18 protein-coding genes and 1 riboswitch are annotated in these 21,952 nt (G+C 60.1%); of the genes, 12 read left to right on the plus strand and 6 right to left on the minus strand.

All coding sequences use genetic code 11. From position 1 onward, the window contains the following. Positions 1–34 precede the first annotated feature (34 nt). Positions 35–1,027 carry a citrulline utilization hydrolase CtlX gene (gene ctlX, locus I6E60_RS12240; protein ID WP_197125580.1) on the minus strand — a complete coding sequence of 331 codons (993 nt, stop codon included), beginning with the start codon at positions 1,025–1,027 and terminating at the stop codon, positions 35–37. A 7-nt stretch (positions 1,028–1,034) separates the two neighbouring features. Further along, positions 1,035–2,066, minus strand: coding sequence for an ornithine cyclodeaminase (locus I6E60_RS12245; protein ID WP_197180585.1), 1,032 nt, complete (start codon positions 2,064–2,066; stop codon positions 1,035–1,037). Positions 2,067–2,197: 131 nt separating this feature from the next. Between I6E60_RS12245 and I6E60_RS12250 the strand changes: the two genes are divergently transcribed. From I6E60_RS12250 to I6E60_RS12270, 5 genes are all read left to right on the plus strand, one after another. Beyond that, the gene (locus I6E60_RS12250; RefSeq protein ID WP_197107398.1) at positions 2,198–2,629 is read left to right on the plus strand and encodes an Lrp/AsnC family transcriptional regulator; all 432 of its coding nucleotides are present in this window, start codon (positions 2,198–2,200) and stop codon (positions 2,627–2,629) included. Between the two features lie 54 nt (positions 2,630–2,683). Beyond that, positions 2,684–2,805: riboswitch (glycine riboswitch) on the plus strand. A gap of 138 nt (positions 2,806–2,943) precedes the next feature. After that, positions 2,944–4,101, plus strand: a complete 1,158-nt coding sequence (gcvT, locus tag I6E60_RS12255; RefSeq protein ID WP_197180587.1) for a glycine cleavage system aminomethyltransferase GcvT — start codon at positions 2,944–2,946, stop codon at positions 4,099–4,101. A 2-nt stretch (positions 4,102–4,103) separates the two neighbouring features. After that, positions 4,104–4,475, plus strand: a complete 372-nt coding sequence (gene gcvH / locus I6E60_RS12260; RefSeq protein ID WP_197180589.1) for a glycine cleavage system protein GcvH — start codon at positions 4,104–4,106, stop codon at positions 4,473–4,475. Next, on the plus strand, positions 4,475–7,402 hold the full coding sequence (gcvP, locus tag I6E60_RS12265) for an aminomethyl-transferring glycine dehydrogenase (RefSeq protein WP_197180591.1): 2,928 nt from the start codon (positions 4,475–4,477) through the stop codon (positions 7,400–7,402). Before gcvH ends, gcvP begins: the two co-directional genes overlap by 1 nt. A gap of 329 nt (positions 7,403–7,731) precedes the next feature. After that, positions 7,732–9,417 (plus strand): VWA domain-containing protein, encoded by a 1,686-nt coding sequence (locus I6E60_RS12270; RefSeq protein ID WP_197180593.1) that lies wholly within the window; start codon positions 7,732–7,734, stop codon positions 9,415–9,417. 101 nt (positions 9,418–9,518) lie between these two features. On the opposite strand, the gene I6E60_RS12275 is transcribed toward I6E60_RS12270, so the two are convergent. Genes I6E60_RS12275 through I6E60_RS12290 form a run of 4 tightly spaced genes read right to left on the minus strand, consistent with a single transcriptional unit; the run spans position 9,519 to position 11,668 of the window. Then, positions 9,519–9,941: a VOC family protein gene (locus I6E60_RS12275; RefSeq protein WP_197125569.1), complete on the minus strand. Its 423-nt coding sequence runs from the start codon at positions 9,939–9,941 to the stop codon at positions 9,519–9,521. A 19-nt stretch (positions 9,942–9,960) separates the two neighbouring features. After that, positions 9,961–10,437, minus strand: a complete 477-nt coding sequence (locus tag I6E60_RS12280; protein WP_197180595.1) for a GyrI-like domain-containing protein — start codon at positions 10,435–10,437, stop codon at positions 9,961–9,963. Between the two features lie 50 nt (positions 10,438–10,487). Beyond that, the gene (locus I6E60_RS12285) at positions 10,488–11,270 is read right to left on the minus strand and encodes a CPBP family intramembrane glutamic endopeptidase (protein WP_197180597.1); all 783 of its coding nucleotides are present in this window, start codon (positions 11,268–11,270) and stop codon (positions 10,488–10,490) included. Further along, positions 11,267–11,668, minus strand: a complete 402-nt coding sequence (locus I6E60_RS12290) for a thiol-disulfide oxidoreductase DCC family protein (protein ID WP_197180599.1) — start codon at positions 11,666–11,668, stop codon at positions 11,267–11,269. The genes I6E60_RS12285 and I6E60_RS12290 overlap by 4 nt, the downstream gene beginning before the upstream one ends. Before the next feature lie 264 nt (positions 11,669–11,932). On the opposite strand from I6E60_RS12290, the gene I6E60_RS12295 reads away from it, so the two are divergent. From I6E60_RS12295 to I6E60_RS12325, 7 genes are all read left to right on the plus strand, one after another. Continuing rightward, positions 11,933–13,525, plus strand: coding sequence for an ABC transporter substrate-binding protein (locus tag I6E60_RS12295; protein ID WP_231601532.1), 1,593 nt, complete (start codon positions 11,933–11,935; stop codon positions 13,523–13,525). A gap of 139 nt (positions 13,526–13,664) precedes the next feature. Then, a complete protein-coding gene (locus tag I6E60_RS12300) occupies positions 13,665–14,594 on the plus strand; it encodes an ABC transporter permease (protein ID WP_197125564.1) in 930 nt (309 codons plus the stop codon). Then, positions 14,584–15,543: an ABC transporter permease gene (locus tag I6E60_RS12305; RefSeq protein ID WP_197125563.1), complete on the plus strand. Its 960-nt coding sequence runs from the start codon at positions 14,584–14,586 to the stop codon at positions 15,541–15,543. The genes I6E60_RS12300 and I6E60_RS12305 overlap by 11 nt, the downstream gene beginning before the upstream one ends. Continuing rightward, positions 15,540–17,291: an ABC transporter ATP-binding protein gene (locus tag I6E60_RS12310; protein ID WP_197125561.1), complete on the plus strand. Its 1,752-nt coding sequence runs from the start codon at positions 15,540–15,542 to the stop codon at positions 17,289–17,291. The genes I6E60_RS12305 and I6E60_RS12310 overlap by 4 nt, the downstream gene beginning before the upstream one ends. A gap of 108 nt (positions 17,292–17,399) precedes the next feature. Then, on the plus strand, positions 17,400–19,202 hold the full coding sequence (locus I6E60_RS12315) for an ABC transporter family substrate-binding protein (RefSeq protein ID WP_307841839.1): 1,803 nt from the start codon (positions 17,400–17,402) through the stop codon (positions 19,200–19,202). A gap of 203 nt (positions 19,203–19,405) precedes the next feature. After that, positions 19,406–21,313: a translational GTPase TypA gene (typA, locus tag I6E60_RS12320; protein ID WP_197125559.1), complete on the plus strand. Its 1,908-nt coding sequence runs from the start codon at positions 19,406–19,408 to the stop codon at positions 21,311–21,313. Between the two features lie 137 nt (positions 21,314–21,450). Continuing rightward, positions 21,451–21,924: a hypothetical protein gene (locus I6E60_RS12325; RefSeq protein WP_197126355.1), complete on the plus strand. Its 474-nt coding sequence runs from the start codon at positions 21,451–21,453 to the stop codon at positions 21,922–21,924. The last annotated feature ends 28 nt before the right edge of the window (positions 21,925–21,952 follow it).

The raw sequence follows: 21,952 nt of genomic DNA on the forward strand, positions 1-21,952 counted from the left end.
GAAGGCGGAGGGACCCGCTTCCACCACAGATTGGCTAGGCGCCTGCTGTCGGGGCTGCTTCGGCAGCGTCGGCAGCAGGAACGCCGGCGGCAACATCCGCGGCCATGCGTGAACGACGATCCAAATGGATGCCGGCCACCATGCAGCGCACTGAGCCACCGGCCAACTCGATCGTCGGAATGTCGAGCGGCACGATCTCGCAGCTGGCTTCGATCACCGAGCGCTGAGCGCGAGTGAGACTCGCGAGTGCGCGGTTTGAGAGGGCCAAGATGCGGCCGTTCGGAGTCCTCAGCTCGAGAGCATTTCCCGCAAAGTTAGCAATCTGCTCAGCCGTGAGGTCGATCAGCGTGCGACCGGGGGCGGTCAGGCGCTCGGCCATTTCCATGCGGCGATCTCCCGACGTAATCAGGTCGAGCCCGATCATGGCGAAGTCGGTCGCAATGCACATCATGACGTTGGTGTGATAAATCGGCACGCCGTGGCTGTCGCGGGCCTCAAACATCATTGGCTCATAGCCGAAGGATGCGCAGAACCGTTCGAGCGCGAGCGGGTTGGCGCGGTGCGATTCTGCCGCATACGCGACCCGGTTGGTGTGGTCGATGACCATCGCGCCGGTGCCCTCAAGGTAGATGCCGTCGTGCTCTAATCCGGAATAGTCCACGACATCCTGCACCCGAAAGTCATGCTTCAACATTTCAATGACATCGGTGCGTCGCTCGGTGCGCCGGTTTGGAGCAAACATCGGATACACCGCAACGCGGCCACCACTGTGCGTCGAGAACCAGTTGTTCGGGAACACACTGTCGGGCCGAGTGCTCTCCTCATCCTCAAACACGTGGATGTTGACGCCCGCGTCACGCAACGTCTCGGCCACTTGGGTGGACTCGTCGTACGCGGCGCGAGCAATCTCATCCGGAGTGCGGCTGGGGTCAGTCGACTGGAAGGCATTGTCGCCCGCAGTTTGGCTATTCGGTGTGAAACGGTGCGGACGGATGAGAACAGCGGCCGAAGGGGCCTGAACGCTCATCGGTGGCCTACGCGGTCAGTACAGGAACGCGCGACACGAGCGAGAACAGATCCTTGGGGTCAGCAGGGTCGGCAATCAGGTCAAGGTTCGTTGCATAGTCGGTGTCGCGAACAGCGTCGAAGACGTAGCGCAGTGCCGAGAAGTCTTCGATCGCGAAGCCAACGGAGTCGAAGAGTGTCACTTCCTCAGCGGAGCTGCGGCCAGTCGCGGTTCCGGCGAGAACTTCCCACAGCTCGGTGATGGGGGAGTCCGCTTCAACCTGCTGAATTTCGCCCTCGATGCGGGTTTGCTCGGGAAACTCGACGAACACGGTCGAGTTGCGCACGATGGCCTCTTCGAGTTCTGTCTTGCCCGGGCAGTCTCCGCCAATGGCGTTGAGGTGCATGCCGGGTTCAATCATGTCGGCGGTGAGAATCGTCGCGTTCTTCTTGTCGGCGGTGCACGTGGTGACGATGTCGGCGCCCGCAACAGCGTCTGCTGCTGAGGTTGCGCGCACGATGTCGAAACCGAGTGGCTCAACGTTGCGGATGAACTTGTCCATCGCGGCGGGGTCGGTGTCCCAGACGCGCAGGCTCGTGATGCCGAGGCCGGCGCGGAAGCCGAGTGCCTGGAACTCAGACTGAGTGCCGGTGCCGATGAGGGCGAGAACACTGGAGTCGGGGCGAGCCAAAGCGCGCGCGGCCATGACGGAGGTCGCAGAGGTGCGCAACGCCGTAAGCAGGGTCATCTCCGAGAAGAAGGTGGGGTAGCCGTTGTCGACGCGGGCAAGCATGCCGAGCGCAGTCACGGTCTGGAAGCCCAGTGCAGGGTTGGATGGGTGGCCATTGACATACTTAAAGCCGTACGTTTCGCCATCGCTCGTCGGCATCAATTCGATGACGCCTTCGGGGGAGTGGGCGGCAACGCGAGGTGACTTGTCGAACTGGGGCCACTTGGCATAATCCTGTTCGAGGTAACCCACGATGCCCATAATGACTGGCTCGATGCCGGTGTCGGCAATCCAGCGGCGCATGTTGTTGACGTCTACGTAGTGAACCATGGTCACTCCTTTCGTTGCGGTAATCGTGCTTCCTACGTTACGAATGTGCACTATGTAGCTACAACTCCCAGTCGACGCTATTTCCGGCCAATAACTAGGCATAATGCAAGGCTAAATTATACACTTTGTGTATGTCTGACTTAGATGACCTCGATCGTCGCCTCCTCGCCGCGCTTCGAGCCGATGCGCGCGAGTCCGTGGCGAGCCTCTCGCGTCGCCTTAACGTCACCCGCGCGACCGTCACGAGCCGTATCGATCGCCTCGTGAGCAACGGCACAGTGCTCGGTTTCTCGATCCGTATTCGGGAAGATCGCGACCCCTCGTTTATTCGGGCGATTGCCTTTGTGGAGGTAGAAGGGCGATCGACGGACTCTGTGATCAGCCAGTTGCGAGGCCTTCCCGAGATCCATGAACTTCACACCACCAACGGCGCCTGGGATCTGGTGGCAGACATCCGCACCGACAGCCTCAGCAACTTCGACCGGGTGCTGGCCCGCATGCGAAATGTGGAAGGTGTCGTGAACAGCGAGACCAGTTTGTTGCTCAGTTCAGCGCTCCTGTAACGCGATTGCCCTCCCCACATTGCTATGCTGAACTCACAACTGAACATCGGGCCGCAACACGATGCGGGAGAGCCGGGCACCCAGCGCTAGTCAACTGAAATTGGCAAGCGCCAGGCCGGCACCGAAGGAGCAAGCCTCCCCGCCAATCTCTCAGGTTCACGTACCGCACCGCACTGGCCACTCTGGAAAGAGAACCTCGCATCACCCTGAGGTTCCGCCGACGGTGAAAGCTCGCTAGCGTTTAGCGTGTGAAGCTCTCAGGCTCATCACAGAGGGGGAGTTCTATTCACTAGCCCATGCGCCAGGAGAACTCCGTGACCGATGTATCAAGTTCTGAAGCTTCATCCGCTGAATCTTCGCCCACCGCGGTGAGGTATTCGCCGTTGCACAGCATCCATGAGCAACTCGGTGCTGCGTTCACCGATTTCGCTGGCTGGATGATGCCGGTGCGGTATAGCTCCGACCTCGCCGAGCACCATGCCGTGCGCACCGCTGCCGGCATTTTCGACATCTCGCACATGGCCGAGATTCACGTGCGCGGCGCTGACGCTGGCGCGTACCTCGACTACGCACTCGCGGGCAAGCTCTCGGGTATTGCCTTGGCACAAGCCAAGTACAGCCTGTTGCTCAATGAGGCGGGCGGCATCATCGATGACCTCGTGACCTATCGCCTTGCCGACGACCATTTCCTCGTCGTGGCGAACGCAGGCAACCGTTTCGCTGCCGCAACTGCTCTCACCGAGCGCGCTGCCGACTTTGACGTAGTGGTCACCGACGAGAGCGACGACTACGCGCTCATCGCCGTGCAGGGTCCGGTCTCGCGCGCCATCCTCGAAGCGACCGCCGGTCTCGGCGACTTCGCTACGCCGCTCGATGAACTGAAGTACTACCGCGAAACCGCGGCCACTTTCAATGGCACCGACCTCATTATCGGTCGCACTGGCTACACGGGCGAAGACGGCTTTGAGTTGTACATTCATGTGGATGCCGCGGCCGACCTCTGGGCAGCGCTCACCGTCGCCGGCGAACCGCTCGGCCTCGTGCCCGCCGGTCTCGCGTGCCGAGACACTCTCCGCCTCGAAGCGGGAATGCCGCTGTACGGTCACGAACTCAACCTCAGCACCTTCCCCGTGCAGGCGGGCCTCGGCCGCGTTGTTGCGCTCAGCAAGGAGGGCGACTTCGTCGGTCGCAGTGCGATCGAAGCCGGGCCGGATGCTGGTGCCCGCGTGCTCGTCGGCCTCGCCGCTGAAGGTCGTCGCGCCGGTCGCGCCGAGTACCTGCTCTTTCACGGTGATAAAGAAGTTGGCGTCATTACCTCGGGTGCGCTCTCGCCGACCTTGGGCCACCCCATCGCGATGGCTTATGTCGACCCCGCCGTGAGCGAAGTCGGCACCGAGCTTCACATTGATGTGCGGGGCAGTCGCATTGCTGCATCCGTTGTTTCCCTACCCTTCTACAAAAGAGAGGCCTGATCATGGCTGAGAAGAGCGAATTGCAGTACACCGCCGAGCACGAGTGGGTGTTGGTTGACGGCAATGTCGCGACGGTCGGAATCACCGACTTCGCTGCAGGCAAGCTGGGCGACATCGTTTTCGTTGATCTGCCCAAGGTCGGCGCCACTGTCGCTGAGGGCAAGATCGTCGGCGAGATTGAGTCGACCAAGTCGGTGGGCGAACTCTTCGCTCCCGTTGCGGGAATCGTCGTCGAATCCAACGATGCTGTCGCCGACAGCCCAGAACTCGTCAACAGTGACCCCTTCGGTGATGGCTGGCTCGTGAAGATCGAATTTACTGAACTCCCGTCGATGCTCAGCCTCGACGAATACACCGCATTGACAGGCGAATAATGCCCAACCCTTTCATCAGCGGCACGTTTGCTGACCGCCACATCGGCACGGATGACGCAGCCCAGGCCAGCATGTTGGCCGCTGTCGGCTACGACAGCCTTGAATCGCTCGTGGATGCCGCGGTTCCGCCCGCGATTCACCAGACTCCGATTGTGAATTCCACGATCCCGGCTCCTGCTTCCGAGCGTGAAGCGCTCGCCGAACTGCGTGCTCTCGCTGGCGCAAACAAGATTCGTCGCAGCATGATCGGTCTCGGTTATTACGACACCATCACACCCGCGGTGATCAAGCGCAACGTGCTCGAAAACCCGAGCTGGTACACGGCCTACACGCCGTACCAGCCGGAGATTTCGCAGGGTCGCCTTGAGGCTCTCCTCAACTTCCAGACGATGGTTGCTGACCTTGCTGGAATGACCACGACGAACGCGTCGATGCTCGATGAGGGCACCGCCGCTGTTGAGGGGATGCTCCTTGCGCGCCGTGCGGCTCGCGTGGAGTCGCCCGTGTTCATCGTGGATGCCGACACTTTTCCGCAGACCAAGGCTCTGCTGGCGAACCGCGCGGAGGCTCTCGGAATTGAGCTTGTTGAGATCGACCTGGCAACGCTCGGTGCGAACCCTGAGTTGCCGGAGTGCTTCGGCGCGCTCATCCAATACCCGGGGGCAACCGGTCGCGTGTGGGATTCCAGCGAGGTTATCGCTGCGGTGAAAGCGCATGGCGGACTCGCCGTTGTTGCCGCTGATCTGCTTGCGTTGACGATTCTCAAGTCGCCAGGTGAACTCGGCGCAGATGTTGCCGTCGGCACCACGCAACGCTTCGGCGTTCCGATGGGCTTCGGCGGACCGCACGCCGGCTACATGTCGGTGCGCAAGGGCCTCGAACGCCAGTTGCCCGGCCGCCTCGTCGGCGTATCTCAGGATGCCGCTGGCGACCCCGCCTACCGTCTTTCGTTGCAGGCGCGGGAGCAGCACATCCGCCGCGAGAAAGCGACCTCCAACATCTGTACCGCGCAGGTTTTGCTCGCTGTTATGGCATCCATGTATGCCGTTTATCACGGACCGCAGGGCCTCAAGCGAATCGCTCAGCGCATCCACCACGACACCGCCAAGTTCGCAGCACGCTTGACCGCTGCCGGCTACACGGTCGAGAACGAGACCTTCTTCGACACCCTGTCGGTGACGAAAAAGGGCCAGGCGCAAGCGATAGCCGCCAAGGCGCTCGAGAGCGACATCCTGCTCTATGTTGTGGATGCTGACACTGTTCGTTTGAGCTTCGACGAAGTCTCGACGCAGCCCTACGGCGGAATGCTCGCAGCGCAAGAGAACGATCTCGCGGAAGCCTTTGGGCTCGAGGGTGGCTTCTTCAGCTACTCGCCCGACGACACCACAATCCCCAAGGATCTCAACCGCACGAGCGAGTACCTCACGCACCCGGTGTTCAACACGCACCGCTCGGAGACGAGCATGATGCGCTACCTCAAGTACCTCGCCGACAAGGACTACGCGCTCGACCGCGGCATGATCCCGCTGGGCTCGTGCACGATGAAGCTCAACGCAGCGACCGAGATGGAAGCGGTGAGCTGGCCGGAATTTGCGGGCATTCATCCCTTCGCTCCGGCCGAAGATGTGTCGGGCTATCTCGTCATGATTTCGCACCTCGAATCGTGGCTCACTGAGGTCACCGGTTACGACACCGCGTCGTTGCAGCCGAACGCCGGAAGCCAGGGCGAGCTCGCGGGGCTCCTCGCGATTCGTGGCTATCACCGCGCGAATGGCAACCCGGAACGCACGATCTGCCTCATTCCGTCGAGTGCGCACGGCACGAACGCCGCCAGCGCCATGCTCGCCGGAATGCGCGTCGTTGTTGTCGCCTGTGATGATCTCGGCAACGTCGACCTCGACGACCTGCGCGCCAAGATCGCCGAGCACGCGAGTGAAATCGCCGCCCTCATGATCACCTACCCCTCCACCCACGGTGTTTACGAGCACGAAGTGCGTGAAATCACGCAGGCCGTGCACGATGCTGGCGGACAGGTGTACGTCGATGGCGCCAACCTCAACGCTCTGCTCGGTTACGCGCGGTTCGGTGACTTTGGCGGAGACGTCAGTCACCTCAACCTGCACAAGACCTTCTGCATCCCTCACGGTGGTGGCGGTCCCGGCGTTGGTCCGGTTGTGGCGAAAGCGCACTTGGCTAAGTTCTTGCCTGGACACCCCATGGCGCAGAGCCAGCATCATCCGGCTTTCGACATGCAGACCGGTGCTGCCGGCCCGTATGTTCACGCCGGGGGAGCGGTCAGTGCTGCACCGTACGGAAGCCCGAGCATTCTGCCGATCACGTGGGCCTACGTGCGCATGATGGGCTCGGCTGGCCTCAAAGCCGCGACCGGTGCCGCTGTGCTTTCGGCCAACTACATTGCGGTGCGCCTACGCGAGCACTTCCCGGTGCTGTACGCGGGAGACAACGGCCTCGTTGCTCACGAGTGCATCCTCGATCTGCGTCCGCTCAAGGAAGCGACCGGCATCGACAACAACGATGTCGCCAAGCGCCTCATTGACTACGGTTTCCACGCTCCGACGATGTCGTTCCCGGTATCGGGCACGCTCATGGTTGAACCTACCGAGAGCGAAGACCTCGCCGAGCTCGATCGCTTCATCGACGCGATGATTGCCATCAAGGAAGAAGCGGATGCCGTGGCGGCCGGAACGTGGCCAGCCGACGACAATCCCCTCATCAATGCTCCGCACACGGCGCATTCGGTGATCGCGGGCGACTGGGATCACTCGTATTCGCGTGAGCAAGCGGTGTATCCGTTGAGCTCTCTCGTTTCAGGCAAGTACTGGCCGCCGGTACGCCGTGTTGACAACGCGTATGGCGACCGCAATTTGGTCTGCTCGTGCCCGCCGATTGAGGCGTTTGCGCACTAGAGAAATGCCCTAAATTTCGTTGCTTGAGTAACGGAAATTGGCGCGTGCGGAACCGATCCAGTTCGGTTCTGCACGCGCCATAATTGTGTCCCCCGAATGTGGGACACCAGCATTCGTCTGGCATCGGCATCTGCCGTGGGTAAAATTCTTCACTTTAGCTGGATTTTCTCTCTTCAGGTGTTGTAATGTGCGTTTGGTGTACAGCGAGTGGTCGACCCGACGACCCCAAATCGCTTTCTCACCGACTGGAGAGCTTCGTGACCACCCGACGGCATCGACACCGTAAAACTTTTTGGCAACGGTGGAAGAAGCGTTGGTGGCTGGCGCCGGTGGCACTGGTTGCCATTGCAGCACTCTCTCTCGCTGGCATCCAACTGGGTGCAATTGGATGGATTTCGGATGCTGTTGCTCCGTTAGCGGGCGGCTGCACAGAGACTCGCCCTGTCGTAATCGCCGCTGACCCGTCGATTGCTCCTGCCCTCACTATCGTCGCGGCGGAGTTCGATGAGGCCGACGGCAACTGCACGGAAACCGAAGTCCGCTCGCTCGTTTCGGCAGACACCGCTGCTCTCTTCGCTTCAGGTGCTGCCGGCGATCTCGACGCGTGGGTTCCTGACTCGGCGGCTTGGCTCGATCGCGTCACATCGATGGCCGACTCGTTGGGGCGCACTGCCCCCGAGCTCGAGATCACCGACTACGTGGCGAGCACCCCGGTAGTGCTGGCTACATCCGCATCGCAAGTCGCTGACCTCGGCGATACGCCGCTGTCGTGGGAATCACTACTCAGCGGCACTGTGGTGACCCTGGTCCCTGACCCCGAGGCGAATACCGCGAGCCTTGCTGGCCTTGCGCAGCTGCAGTCGGTCTCGTCTGCTGAAGATCCGCGCCAGTTCGCGGGTGCCATGATCGCCATGGGAAAAACAATTCCCCAGACTTCCGAAGAGGCTTTCGGGCTCGCGACTGACGCAACTCTGCCCACCGTTGTCGTGACGACGGAGCGCGAAGTTGCCACCTACAACAGCGGGTCTGAGTCCTCGCCCATGATCGCGCTATATCCGACGGACGGAACGGTCGAATTGACCTACCCCTTTGTTGAGGTCGTCGGTGGGGATGAAGAAGCTGAGACGTCCACTTCAGCGACCTCTACGTCCACAGGCGCTTCCGCTGCAGTAGCGAGTGAAATAGTCGCTGCCGATGCTCCGCAACGACTTCTTACGGCGCTGGCGGCGGCAACGCGCTCGTCGGCTGAAGTATTGGCCAAGGAGGGTTTCCGCGATGCTGATGGTGGCGGCGACTTGCGCGTGACGGGAGTTCCCGAGACAGCCACTGAAGCGAAGCCGACGGCAGATGCTGCAGTACAGATCGAGATTCTTCGTTCGTGGAGTGTTCTTACGCTTCGTTCGCGACTCCTCGTTGTCATTGACACTTCAGGTTCCATGCTGGATCCGGCGAATAATGGCCTGCGACGAATCGACGTGTTCCAGCTCGCTGCTAGTGAGGCGCTGTCAAAGTTCTCGGGCGAAGCCGAGCTGGGCGTGTGGGCCTTCTCGCAGAACCGTATCGGCACTCAGGACTGGGAACCGCTGTCGCCGATTGCACCGCTATCTGATCCCGACCATGTTGCTCAAATCAATGACGTCGTCGCATCGTTGCCAGATCGCATTTATGGCTACACGGGGCTCTATGACACCATCTTGGCTGCGGTCAAAGAGGTCAAGGAAGACTACGACCCGTCGAAGATCAACTCGGTTCTGCTCATCACTGATGGCTACAACGAAGACGACAACGGCATCAGCCTGTCGACGCTTCTCAAAAACTTGAAAGCGCTCGACGATCCGAATGAGCCCGTTCCAGTGATCTTGATCGGTTTCGGTCCGGACACTGACCTGGAGTCGATGACGGAAATTGCGCAGTCGACGGGTGGTGCAGCGTATTCCGCTGCCGTGCCAGAAGACCTCGGCAAGGTGCTCGTGGATGCCCTCAGCCAGCGGTCCTGTCGTCCGAATTGCACGTAGTCGCTCAGGCCGCGGCTCGCTGACTCTCGAAGCGGAGCATCCTGAGGATGCCCGCTCGAGGGGGTCAGCGCTGCGGCGACGCAGACCGCTGCAGTGCGGCGCTAACGCGTCTCGTTGTCGTCGCTGATGCTGACGATCCAGTTCACGGAGTAGCGGTCGAGCACCATTCCGAAGATCCCGCCCCATTCGGCGCGCTCGAGCGGCATGTCGATTCGACCACCGTCGCACAGCTTTTCCCAGTAGCCCTCGATGGCGGCTTTTTCGCTCAGGTAGCCCGCAATCGAGATCGACATCGATCCGCCAGGGCTGTAGTCCATGGTTTTGGGGGTGTCGGCCAGCATCAGCGTGATTCCGGCCGGGGATTCCAGCTGGCCGTGCATGACCCACTCTTGTTCTTCGGGATCTTCACTGGCGTTGAAATCGGCGAAGGTATGAATTTCCGTGGTGCCGCCGAACACGGACTGGTAGTAGGCAAGAGCTTCGCGAGCATTGTCTCTAAAGCTCAGGTAGGGGTTCGTTTTCATGGTTGTTTCCTCTCTGGAGCTATTCGGCGGCGGGAACCACGGGAAATTCGAGGCGGGTGAGGAGCTCTGCTTCGGCAACCTCGCCAGGGGTGTTGAGGTATATTTCGCGGGGTGCTCCGGCGTAGGTGTGGCCGTGTTCGCTAAACCAATCAAAAACGTCGTTGTAGGTGGCCTTGAGGCCGCTGTAGGCACCGTGATGTGTGACCGTAGCAACGCGGCCGCCAGCGAGTTCGTGTGTCGCGAGCACTGGATGGTCGATGAGCCCATTCGCGACTGGAACGCAGACTTCGCACTTCCATGGCCCATCGGTGCGCATCTCTTCGGTGTACACGGCCATCACGGGCCCCGCGACGGTGATGGCGGGGTCGGCAGTCTCGGTGAGCAGGGTGCCGATTGCGCCGCTCATGTCGGCAGGCAGAGTTTGCATCGTTGTCGAGAACTCGATGCCGGCAACGACGTGGCTTGGCACTGTTTCAATAGTGATTTCCGACGACATGCGCCACACTCTACGCCTCGGGTGTAGCGAACGGTACTGGTTGTGGAGAACTATTCCGTGGCGCCGAAGAGCGCGGGAAACGCTCCTAGAGCCCAGCCGTAGCCGACAAAGATGGCAGCGTCGATAAGGGTGTGGGCAATGACAAGGGGCAGCACTCGACGGTAGCGCGTGTAGAGCCAGCCGAAAAGCAATCCCATGGCGACGTTGCCGACAAACGCGCCAATGCCCTGGTAGAGGTGATAGCTGCCGCGCAGGATCGCAGTCGAGATAATGATCTGCCACCGGCTCCAGCCAAGGTCGCCGAGTCGGGCGTAAAGGTAGCCGATCACGATGACTTCTTCGGTAATACCGGCACGCAGCGCCGAGAGCAGCAGCACGGGCACGGTCCACCAGTATTGGTCGAGTGCAGCGGGGACAACATTGACGGTGATGCCGAGGGCACGCCCGGCGAGGTAGACCGCGATTCCGGGGATGCCAATCGCAAGGGCGAGAGCGATTCCGGTGAGCCCATCGCGAGTCGGGCGTGTGAAGTCGATTCCCAGTCTCGATAGTCGCGGCGTGGTCGCACTCCACAACAGGAACGCGACGAGCGCGACGGGCGCGAGATCAAAAGTGATACCGAGCAGCTGATAGATCAGGTCGAAGGTTGGCCGTGTGCTGAGTGACGAATTCAGCGTTGCGGTTTGCTGCGACAGCGATTCGGTACGCGTCAGTCTGTTCGTGATCGAGACGATCGAATAGATCGCGGATGCCCCGAGCGAGAGCGCAAGAACGATCGAGATCTCTGTCCAGAGCCGGCCGCGCGACTGAGGAAGCGCTGGTGCTGAGCTCACTCGGAGGGGCGCATGGCGCAGGCTGGAGTTCCGCCGGGCAGACGGTGCCGGAAGCGCGCGACGAAACGGTAGCCGAGGGAGGCGATCATGCTGAAGGGCTCGGTGGCAATGAGATGCCCAAGGAAGCGCCATCCGAAATTTGGCTGAATTCTCAGAAGGGCTGAGAACGCCATGTGGCCGGCGAACTGTCGAGTAGGAGTCACGAACCAGGCCGCTTTCTCAACGTCGTCCCGAGTGAGGGCGTAGTCGTCGAGATCGATCCATTGCCAGGGAGTGCTCTCGGGGAATACCGGAAGAATTGCCTGCAAACGATTGACCCAGAGGGTGCAAAAGGCGCAGTCACCGTCGAAGATCAGTATGGTCTGGGGCGCGCGGGAAGCCGGGCTCGATTGCGACATGGAAAGATGTTAACTCACGTTGCTGGGCGTCGCTCTGGAGAGGTTTGCGCAGTTTTGTAGTGAATGGCAGCGATCGTGCGCGGGAATTCTGCAAAGTATGCACATAATCTTCACGAGCGTTACCGCTGTGTAACGTTTGGCTTTACAGTTTTGATTGGGGCATCCCCCCGTTTTAGGGTGTGAACTATCAAGCGCGGTGCGGCGCCAAAAATTCCGTGCCGTTAGCGCAATTCTGCACAGGAGGAAACATTGAAGAGATCACGCATGGGCATCAGTGCAATCGCACTGCTGTCAGCCTCAGCACTCGCACTTGCGGGTTGCTCGGCCAGCGAGGCGCCCGCCGAAAGCGACACCGCCGCGATCATCACCACGAACGGTAGCGAGCCACAGCAGTCGCTCATTCCGACCAACACCACCGAAACTGGTGGCGGCAAGATCGTCACCTCGATTTTCGCTGGTCTCGTTTCCTACACCGCTGATGGCGATGTAGTCAACGAAGTAGCTCAGTCGATCGAATCCGAAGACGGACAGGTGTGGAACGTCACGCTGAACGACGGCTGGACCTTCACCAACGGTGAAGCTGTAACGTCTGACTCCTTCGTCAAGGCATGGCAGTACGGCGCACTGCTCAGCAACGCGCAAAGCTCCTCGTACTTCTTCGACAACATCGAGGGCTTCAGCTACGACGAGGAATCAGAGCTCACGGGTCTTGACGTTGTCAGCGACACCGAGTTCACCGTCACCCTGATCAACCCTGAGGCAGACTTCCCGCTGCGTCTCGGCTACTCGGCATTCATGCCGCTGCCCGAGTCGGCTTGGGAAGACCTTGACGCATTCGGTGAGAACCCTGTCGGTAACGGTCCGTACATGGTTGCTGAAGACGGATGGCAGCACGATGTCCAGATCGACCTCGTCACCAACCCTGACTACGACGGTGTACGCAAGGCTGTCAACGGCGGCGTGACGATCATCTTCTACACGAGTCAAGATGCGGCATACGCTGACGCTCTCGGTGGCAACCTCGACATCCTCGACGCTGTCCCTGACTCGGCATTCGCAACCTACGAGTCGGACTTCCCGGGTCGTTCGGTGAACCAGCCTGCAGCAATCTTCCAGGCGTTCAACATGCCGTACTACCTCGAGCACTGGTCGGGCGAAGAGGGCAAGCTGCGTCGTGCAGCTATCTCGATGTCGATCGACCGCGCCGAAATCACTGATGTCATCTTCCAGGGCACTCGTACGCCGGCAACCGACTTCACGTCGCCGGTAATCGCTGGTCACTCCGACAACCTTGCTGGCGCTGAAGTCCTCGACTTCAACCCGGATGAGGCTGTAAAGCTGTGGGCTGAAGCTGACGCAATCGCGCCGTACGGAGACACCGTCTTCGACCTCGCGTACAACGCTGATGGTGGACACCAGGCATGGGTTGACGCTGTAGCTAACAGCATCAGCAACACGCTTGGCATTGAAGCTGTGGGCAAGGCGTACCCGACATTCGCAGACGCGCTCAACGACCGTGACGCTAACGCGCTCACCGGTGGAACGCGTGCCGGATGGCAGGCTGACTACCCGTCGCTGTACAACTTCCTCGGACCGCTCTACGTTGATGGAGCCGGCTCGAACAAGGAAGGCTACTCGAGCCCCGAGTTCGAGAAGATCCTTGCTGAGGGTGCTAGCGCATCGTCCGTAGAAGAGGCAACGGCGAAGTACCAGGAAGCTCAGGAAGTTCTCCTGGTCGACCTTCCTTCGATCCCGCTGTGGTACTCGAACGTCACCGGTGTCTACTCTGACACCGTTGACAATGTTGTATTCGGTTGGGACTCTGTCCCGCTGTACAACGAGGTAACCAAGGGCTAATTAGCTCTTAGTTTTACCCAGTTTCCACTCTCAAGGTGTAATGCCCGGGGCTAGCTTTAGGCCCCGGGCATTACACTGAGTACCCTCATTCAGTGATTGTGACTCTTATGCTTATCCGTTCCTTCGAGGGAACCATCTGATGCTTTGGTATGCAGGCAAGCGCTTCCTCCAGATGATCCCCGTGTTTTTCGGCGCGACATTCTTGATCTATTTCATGGTGTTCGCGGTTCCCGGCGATCCAATCGCTGCGCTTTACGGCGACCACCCGCCAGCTCCCGGAGTGATTGAAGCGGTTCGAGCGGAGTACAACCTCGACAAACCCTTCATCGTTCAGTATCTGCTGTACATCGGTGGGCTCTTCCAAGGCGATCTGGGAACGACGTTCTCCGGCCGACCGGTCATCGACGTTATGGCTCAGGCCTTTCCGATCACCGCTCGACTAGCGCTGCTTGCTCTCGCGATTGAGGCCTTCTTCGGCATCATCGTCGGCCTCGTTGCTGGTCTCCGCAAGGGAAAGCTGTTCGACGCTTCCGCCCTCGTGATCAGCCTTCTGCTGATTTCGGTTCCGACGTTCGTTGTCGGTTTTGTGCTTCAATACGTCTTCGGCATCCAACTGGGGTGGGCAAGAACCACCGTCAGCGGTGCGGCGCCGTGGGGCGAACTCATTTTGCCGGCGATCGTTCTCGCCTCGGTTTCGTTCGCCTATATCGTGCGGCTTACCCGTGCGAGCGTGGCAGACAACCTCGGCGCAGACTTCGTCCGCACGGCCACTGCTAAGGGACTCTCGCGGCGTCGAGTTGTCACCGTGCACGTTCTTCGTAACTCGCTTGTTCCTGTCGTCACCTACCTGGGAGTCGATATCGGTTCGCTCATGGTCGGTGCGATTGTGACCGAGGGAATCTTCAACATCAACGGTGTCGGTGGAACCGTCTATCGAGCAATCCGGCTAGGGGAGGGTCCCACTGTGGTTTCCTTCGTCGCAGTGATGGTCATCATCTTTGTGCTAGCCAACCTGCTCGTTGACCTGCTCTACGCCGCGCTTGACCCAAGGATCCGTTATGCCAAGTAGCAACACTGGTCGGCATCGTCCCGGCCAAGAACATTTCATCGCCTCTCTCGCAGAGACTCCGGTCGCTGAGATCGATCAGGTTGATGAAACCGGTAAGGCCCGCAGCACCTGGACAGACGCTTGGGAAGCCATGCGTCGTCGTCCGATGTTCTGGGTCTCAGCCAGCTTGATCTTCGTGATCGTGGTTGTGGCGGTGTTCCCGGGGCTCTTCGCTAGCGCTGACCCCCGCGAGTGCTACCTCAAGTTCAGTAACGGAGACCCACAGGCCGGTCACCCTCTCGGGTTTAACCGCCAGGGCTGTGACGTCTACTCGCGAATCATCTTCGGAACTCAGGCATCGGTGACCATCGGTCTGCTGACCACGGTGATCGTGACCCTTTTCGGTGGCGTGATCGGGGCTCTTGCGGGCTTCTACGGCGGGTTCCTCGACTCCTTCGTTTCGCGCGTCGGTGACGTCTTCTTCGCTATCCCCACCGTTCTCGGAGCAATCGTTCTGTTCTCGGTAATCTCTGTTCGTGACGCACTCACCGTGTCGCTCGTGCTCTCCTTGTTTGCGTGGCCCCAGATTGCGCGCATCATGCGTGGCGCAGTCTTGTCGGCTCGAAACTCGGATTACGTCACGGCTTCGGCCGCTCTCGGTGTCTCGCGATTCAAGACTCTGGTTCGCCACGTGATCCCCAACTCGATTGCTCCCGTAATTGTGGTGGCCACGGTGTCGCTCGGTATCTTCATCGTTGCGGAAGCGACTCTCGGATTCCTCGGAATTGGTTTGCCGCCCACCGTTATGTCGTGGGGTAACGAGATCAACCAGGCTCAAGTAACGGTTCGTACGCACCCGCAGACGCTTTTGCTGCCTTCGGCTGCGCTTTCGATTACCGTGCTTGCCTTCCTGATGTTCGGCGACGTAGTTCGCGATGCCCTTGACCCGGAAGCGAGAGCACGCCGATGACCAATCCAGAAACAGTTTCCGTGTCGTCTGACTCCTCGAACGAAGAAACACCGCTGCTCAAGATTCGCAACCTCGAAGTTGGCTTCGAGACTCAGCGTGGTCTTGTGCCCGCCGTCCGCGGCGTCGACCTGACGCTGTATCAGGGGCAGACGCTCGCGATCGTCGGTGAATCCGGATCGGGCAAGTCCACGACTGCGCAAGCAGTTATTGGGCTCCTCCCGGGTGCAGGCAAGGTGTCGGGCGGCTCGATCGAGTTCGAAGGCCACGACCTCACCCAATTCTCGGATGCTCAGTTTGCTGAGGTGCGCGGTAGCCAGATCGGCTACGTTCCCCAGGACCCGATGTCGAACCTCAACCCCGTCTGGAGCATTGGCTTCCAGGTAGAGGAAGCGATTAAGGCCAACGGAATCGCTCAGGGCAAAGAAGCGCGCCAACGCACCATCGAAGTGCTGCAAGAAGCCGGCCTCAGCGATGCCAGCGAGCGACTCAAACAGTTCCCTCATCAGTTCTCTGGTGGAATGCGCCAGCGTGTTCTCATCGGTATCGGACTCTCGGCTCGCCCGAAGCTCCTGATCGCCGACGAGCCAACGTCTGCGCTCGATGTCACCGTGCAGCGCCAGATCCTCGACCACCTGCAAACACTCACGCGTGATTACGGCACCTCCGTGCTCTTCATCACTCACGACCTCGGCCTGGCTGCTGAGCGTGCTGAACAACTCGTGGTGATGTACAAGGGCAAGGTTGTGGAATCGGGACCGTCGCGTGCGATTCTTGAGAACCCACAGCATCCGTACACTCAGCGTCTCGTCGCTGCGGCACCGAGCCTCGCCTCGCGTCGCATCCAGTCGATCAAATCGGCGAAGTCGACTGACGACAGCGTGCGCATCTTCGGTGAAGGCTCGCTCGATGAAGCTCTCATCGCTCGTGCCGCAACCCGAGAAGCATCAGCGGATGAGGACCTGATCAAGGTGAGCAATATCACCAAGGTCTACGAGATTCGCAAGCAGGGCTTCCGCAAAGACAAGCTTCTTGCCGTCAACGACATTTCCTTTGGCGTCAAGAAGGGCACCACGACCGCGCTGGTCGGGGAGTCCGGTTCTGGCAAGTCGACGGTCGCCAAGCTGATTCTTCAGCTCGAATCGCTCACGAGCGGAAACATCGAGTTCGATGGCAAGAACCTCGCGGGAATCAAGGGACAGGAACTCCTCGAGTTCCGTCGCCGCGTTCAGCCCGTTTTCCAAGACCCGTATGGGTCACTCGACCCGCAGTACAGCGTGGGAAACACCATCGCAGAACCGCTGCTTGCTCACAAGCTCGGCACTGCGAAGGAACGCTACAACCGGGTGAGCGAACTGCTCGATCAGGTCTCGCTGCCGCAGGCAGCACGTCACCGCTACCCCGGCGAACTTTCCGGTGGCCAGCGTCAACGTGTTGCTATCGCTCGTGCCTTGGCACTCAAGCCAGAGGTGCTCGTGCTCGACGAAGCGGTCTCGGCTCTTGACGTGCTGGTTCAGGGGCAAGTGCTGAATCTCCTCACCGAGTTGCAGACCGAGCTTGAGCTCACGTATCTGTTCATCACGCACGACCTCGCTGTCGTGCGACTGGTGGCAGATAACGTGTGCGTCATGCAGGGTGGCCGCATCGTAGAAGCCGCGTCGACAGACGAGGTCTTTGAGAACTCCAGCAATCCCTACACGCAGGAATTGCTTGAAGCGATCCCCGGCGCCAACATCACACTCGGCGCCTAGTTTCTTAGTGCAGAAGGGCCGTTCCCCACTCGGGGAGCGGCCCTTCTGACTTAGACTCGTTTCTAGCGTGCCACCGCGCGCTGTGTGTCCGTGTGCAGGAGGGGTTTCGTGAGCGCCACAAGAATTACGGCGAGCCTTGCTGTTGCCGCCGCCGCAGTATTGGTGTTGGCAGGCTGTGTTCCTCAGCAATCGCCCACCATCGAAGGCTCAGAGCTTACCGTCGCGGTCACTCAGCCCTACACCTCGGGCAACCCGTCGACTTCTTTTGGTGCGAGTGACACGAACGCCACCATTGCCTATGCAACAGGCTCCGGTTTCACCTACTTCGACGACAAGTCTGCGCTCGTGCGCGATGAATCTTTCGGCCACTTCGAGAAGGTGTCCGATGACCCCCTCGCAGTGACCTATACGGTCGCTGACGGCGTGCGCTGGTCAGATGGTTCCGCCGTTGATGCCGTTGATCTGCTCTTGGAGTGGGCTGCGACATCCGGTGCTCTCAATACTCCCGATGCGGATGCCGCCAGCACGGTGGACTCCGAGACGGGCGCTCCGATCGATCGTTCGGATGACCGCGTGTTGTTCGACGCCAGCGCCACAGGAGATACCGGAATCGGTCTCGTCACAGAGATGCCGCAAATGAGTGACGATCGGATGTCGCTCACCCTCGTGTTTGACGAGCCAACCGCTCAGTGGCAATCTGCGTTCTTCGGCGCAGATTCTGCGGCCAAGCCTGCCCACGTCGTCGGCATGATGGCCTTCGCCAGTGACGACTCGATCGAGGCCAAAGAGCGCGTTTTCTCCGCTATTAGCGAGGGTAATGAGAGCGACCTTGCCGCGATCGCGCGCACCTGGAATACGGTCTTCAACTTCGAGGGCATGCCCGCGAATAAGAGCCTTGTCGTCTCGAACGGACCTTACGTAGTTTCTGACTTCGTCGCGAATCAGTACGTGACTCTGAGGGCCAATGAGGACTACAGCGGCATGCGCGAGCCGACTTTTCAAGAGATTCGCGTTCGGTTCATGAGCGATCCGCTAGCGCAAGCACAGGCCTTGCTTGTTGGTGCTGTACAAGTAGCAGAGCCGACAATGAATCAAGATGTGCGCAATGCTCTTGCCACGATGAACGCCACGGTCATCGATGGCACCACCGATAGGTTTGAACACCTTGACCTGCAATTCGCGGAGTCAAAGAGTGGCGTCTTCGATGATCCGCTCGTGCGTCAAGCGTTCCTCAAAACGGTGCCGCGCGCCGCAGTTGTTCAGACTGCGCTAGGCGAGCTGTATCGTCGGGCAACCCCGCGCGACTCATTCCTCTTCGCTCCCGGCGATGAGGGCTATCGCAGTGCGCGTGCCGCTAATGGCTCTGCCGACTTCGCCGAGCCGGACATTGCTGGCGCCAAAGAGCTTCTTGCCGAAGCGGGCGTCTCGAAGCCTGGCGTGTGCATCCTCTATGACGCCTCTGACGACATGCGTGCCGCCGAATACACCTCCATCGCCGAGTCGGCCAAGGCGGCGGGGTTCGTAGTGAGTGATTGTTCGAGTGACGACTGGCGTGACCAACTCGGCACCCCCGGTGCCTACGACGCTGCGTTGTTCAGCTGGCAGAATCCTCGCCCTGGCGTAGGGCTTTCGGCGGCGATCTACGGCACCGGCGGTTATGCCAACCTCAATTACTTCTCTGATTCCACGTTTGATTCGTTGATAGCCGATGCGACTGACCCGAGCGTGGACGCTGAGGGACGAACCAACGCCCTGAAGGCGGCGGATGCTGCGCTCTGGAGTGCATCCTATGGAATGCCGTTATTCCAATACCCCGCCACAGTCGCATACGACCAAGACCGGGTCACTAACGTCTCGTTGTCATCGCTGAATCCGGGCGTATGGTGGAACGTGTGGGAGTGGAAGCCCTAGCATTTTCGTCCCCCTGATGGGGCGGCTGCGATAAATCTTGTCAAACAGGGTAAACTGGTGGAGCAGGATACTCTGAATGATCTTCTGCGACCTCCCAAGATCTTTACCCGGTGGCATCAGGCCGCCGATCTGCTGCCGAGAATTTCTGCGCAGCGTCTGCGGTGAAAGACCGCACAGCCTCCAATGAATTAAGGAATATTGCTATGGCTATGGCCACTCGCAGCGATTTGCGCAACGTAGCGATCGTTGCCCACGTTGACCACGGAAAGACAACCCTCGTTGACGCGATGCTTCGCCAGACGAACTCCTTCGAGGCGCACGCGCATCTCGAAGAACGCGCGATGGACTCGAACGAGCTCGAGCGCGAAAAGGGCATCACGATCCTCGCGAAGAACACCGCGATTTCGTACAACGGCAAGTACGCCACCGATGGCCCCATCACGATCAACGTGATCGACACCCCCGGCCACGCCGACTTCGGTGGCGAGGTTGAGCGTGGACTCAGCATGGTCGACGGCGTTGTACTGCTCGTTGACGCCAGTGAGGGCCCGCTTCCGCAGACTCGCTTCGTTCTCCGTAAGGCTCTTGAAGCCAAGCTTCCCGTGATCCTGCTGGTCAACAAGACCGACCGTCCGGATGCGCGCATTGACGAAGTTGTTGCCGAAAGCCAGGACCTGCTCCTCGGCCTCGCGAGCGACATGGCAGACGACGTTCCCGACCTCGACTTGGACGCCATCCTTGACGTCCCGATCGTTTACGCTTCGGGCCGTGCCGGTGCTGCAAGCTGGAACAAGCCCGAAAACGGCACCCTTCCTGACAACGATGACCTCGAGCCGCTGTTCGACGCCATCCTCAAGCACGTTCCCGCACCGTCATACGACGACGAGCACCCCCTGCAGGCCTGGGTTACCAACCTTGACTCCTCGCCGTTCCTCGGCCGTCTTGCTCTTCTGCGTGTCTTCAACGGCACCATCAAGAAGGGCCAGACTGTTGCCTGGGTCAAGCACGATGGAAGCGTTGCCAACGTGCGCGTCACCGAGCTCATGATCACGAAGGCTCTCGACCGTTACCCGGCCGAAAGCGCCGGCCCCGGTGACATCGTTGCTGTTGCAGGCTTCGAGGACATCTTCATTGGTGAAACTCTCTGTGACCCCAACGATGTTCGTCCGTTGCCGACCATCACGGTCGACGACCCCGCAATTTCGATGACCATCGGAACCAACACCTCGCCGGTCATCGGCAAGGTCAAGGGCCACAAGCTCACCGCTCGCATGGTCAAGGACCGTCTCGACCGCGAACTCGTCGGTAACGTCTCGCTCAAGCTCGTCGACATCGGTCGTCCGGATGCCTGGGAAGTTCAGGGTCGTGGAGAGCTTGCTCTCGCCATTCTCGTTGAGCAGATGCGTCGCGAAGGCTTTGAGCTCACCGTCGGTAAGCCTCAGGTAGTTATCAAGAAGGTCGACGGCAAGGTTCACGAACCGTTCGAGCACCTCACGATCGATGCTCCTGAGGAATACCTCGGTGCGATCACTCAGCTCCTTGCTGCTCGTAAGGGCCGCATGGAGGGAATGAGCAACCACGGCACCGGCTGGGTTCGTATGGAATTCATCGTTCCGTCGCGTGGCCTCATCGGTTTCCGCACCGAATTCATGACCATCACCCGCGGTGCTGGTATCGCGAACGCCGTCTCGCACGGTTACGAGTCTTGGGCTGGCGAAATCGTCACGCGCGTGAACGGTTCGATCGTTGCTGACCGTGCCGGTGCGGCTACTCCGTTCGCGATGGTTGCTCTGCAGGAGCGCATGTCGTTCTTCGTCGAGCCCACGCAGGAGGTCTACGAAGGCATGGTTGTCGGCGAGAACTCGCGCGCCGACGACATGGACGTCAACATCACCAAGGAAAAGCAGCTCACCAACATGCGCCAGTCGACCTCGGACTCGTTCGAGCGTATGACTCCGTCGCGCAAGCTCACGTTGGAAGAGTGCCTCGAATTCGCTCGCGAAGACGAGTGCGTAGAGGTAACTCCGGAGTTCGTGCGAATCCGTAAGGTCGAGCTCGATGCCAACGCTCGCGCACGCAGCACGTCGCGCATGAAGAAGCAAAACGCCTAACCTTTCTTCTCGCAGCGGGCTCACATGAGTCGGCAATTTGCGCGGAGTACGATGCAGCTACGGTCATCCTGATCGTGGCTGCATCGTTGGTTAACGGCGTATTCAGTCGCACCACCGCGTCACTTCTGGAGTTAGTCATGTTGAGCGCCCGCCGCAGTGTTAGCGCATCCGTTGCCCTCGTTCTGGCCTTGGCCATTACGCCAGCGCTTTCGGGCTGTTTCGGCGAAAACCCCATCGGCGGAATTGTGGAACAGGCTACCGGCGGCAAAGTGAGCCTCGGCGGCGATGAGGTTCCGGAGGGCTTCCCCAGTGCAGTGCCACTGGCCGACGGCGAAGTGCAGTTTGGCATCGCTGCCGGCGACGGAGACAATCGCGGCTACAACATCACCATCTTGACGGGCGCTGAATCGCCCCTCGACGCCATCGAAACGCAATTTGCGGATGCCGGTTACGAGTCGCAAGTGCAAGCCAGCGGTGCTGATGGTGCCGGTTCGGTTCTCTTCTCCAACGATTCGTGGAATGTCGTCGTACTTGTCGCGCAGACCGATGATGGCTACACCGCGAACTACACGGTCGCGCCCGCTTCGATGGGCGAGCAGATCGCCAACTGAGCTCTTGGCGTAATGCTGAGGCAAACCC

The organism is Salinibacterium sp. SWN167, from assembly GCF_015864665.1.
Taxonomy (GTDB): domain Bacteria; phylum Actinomycetota; class Actinomycetes; order Actinomycetales; family Microbacteriaceae; genus Rhodoglobus.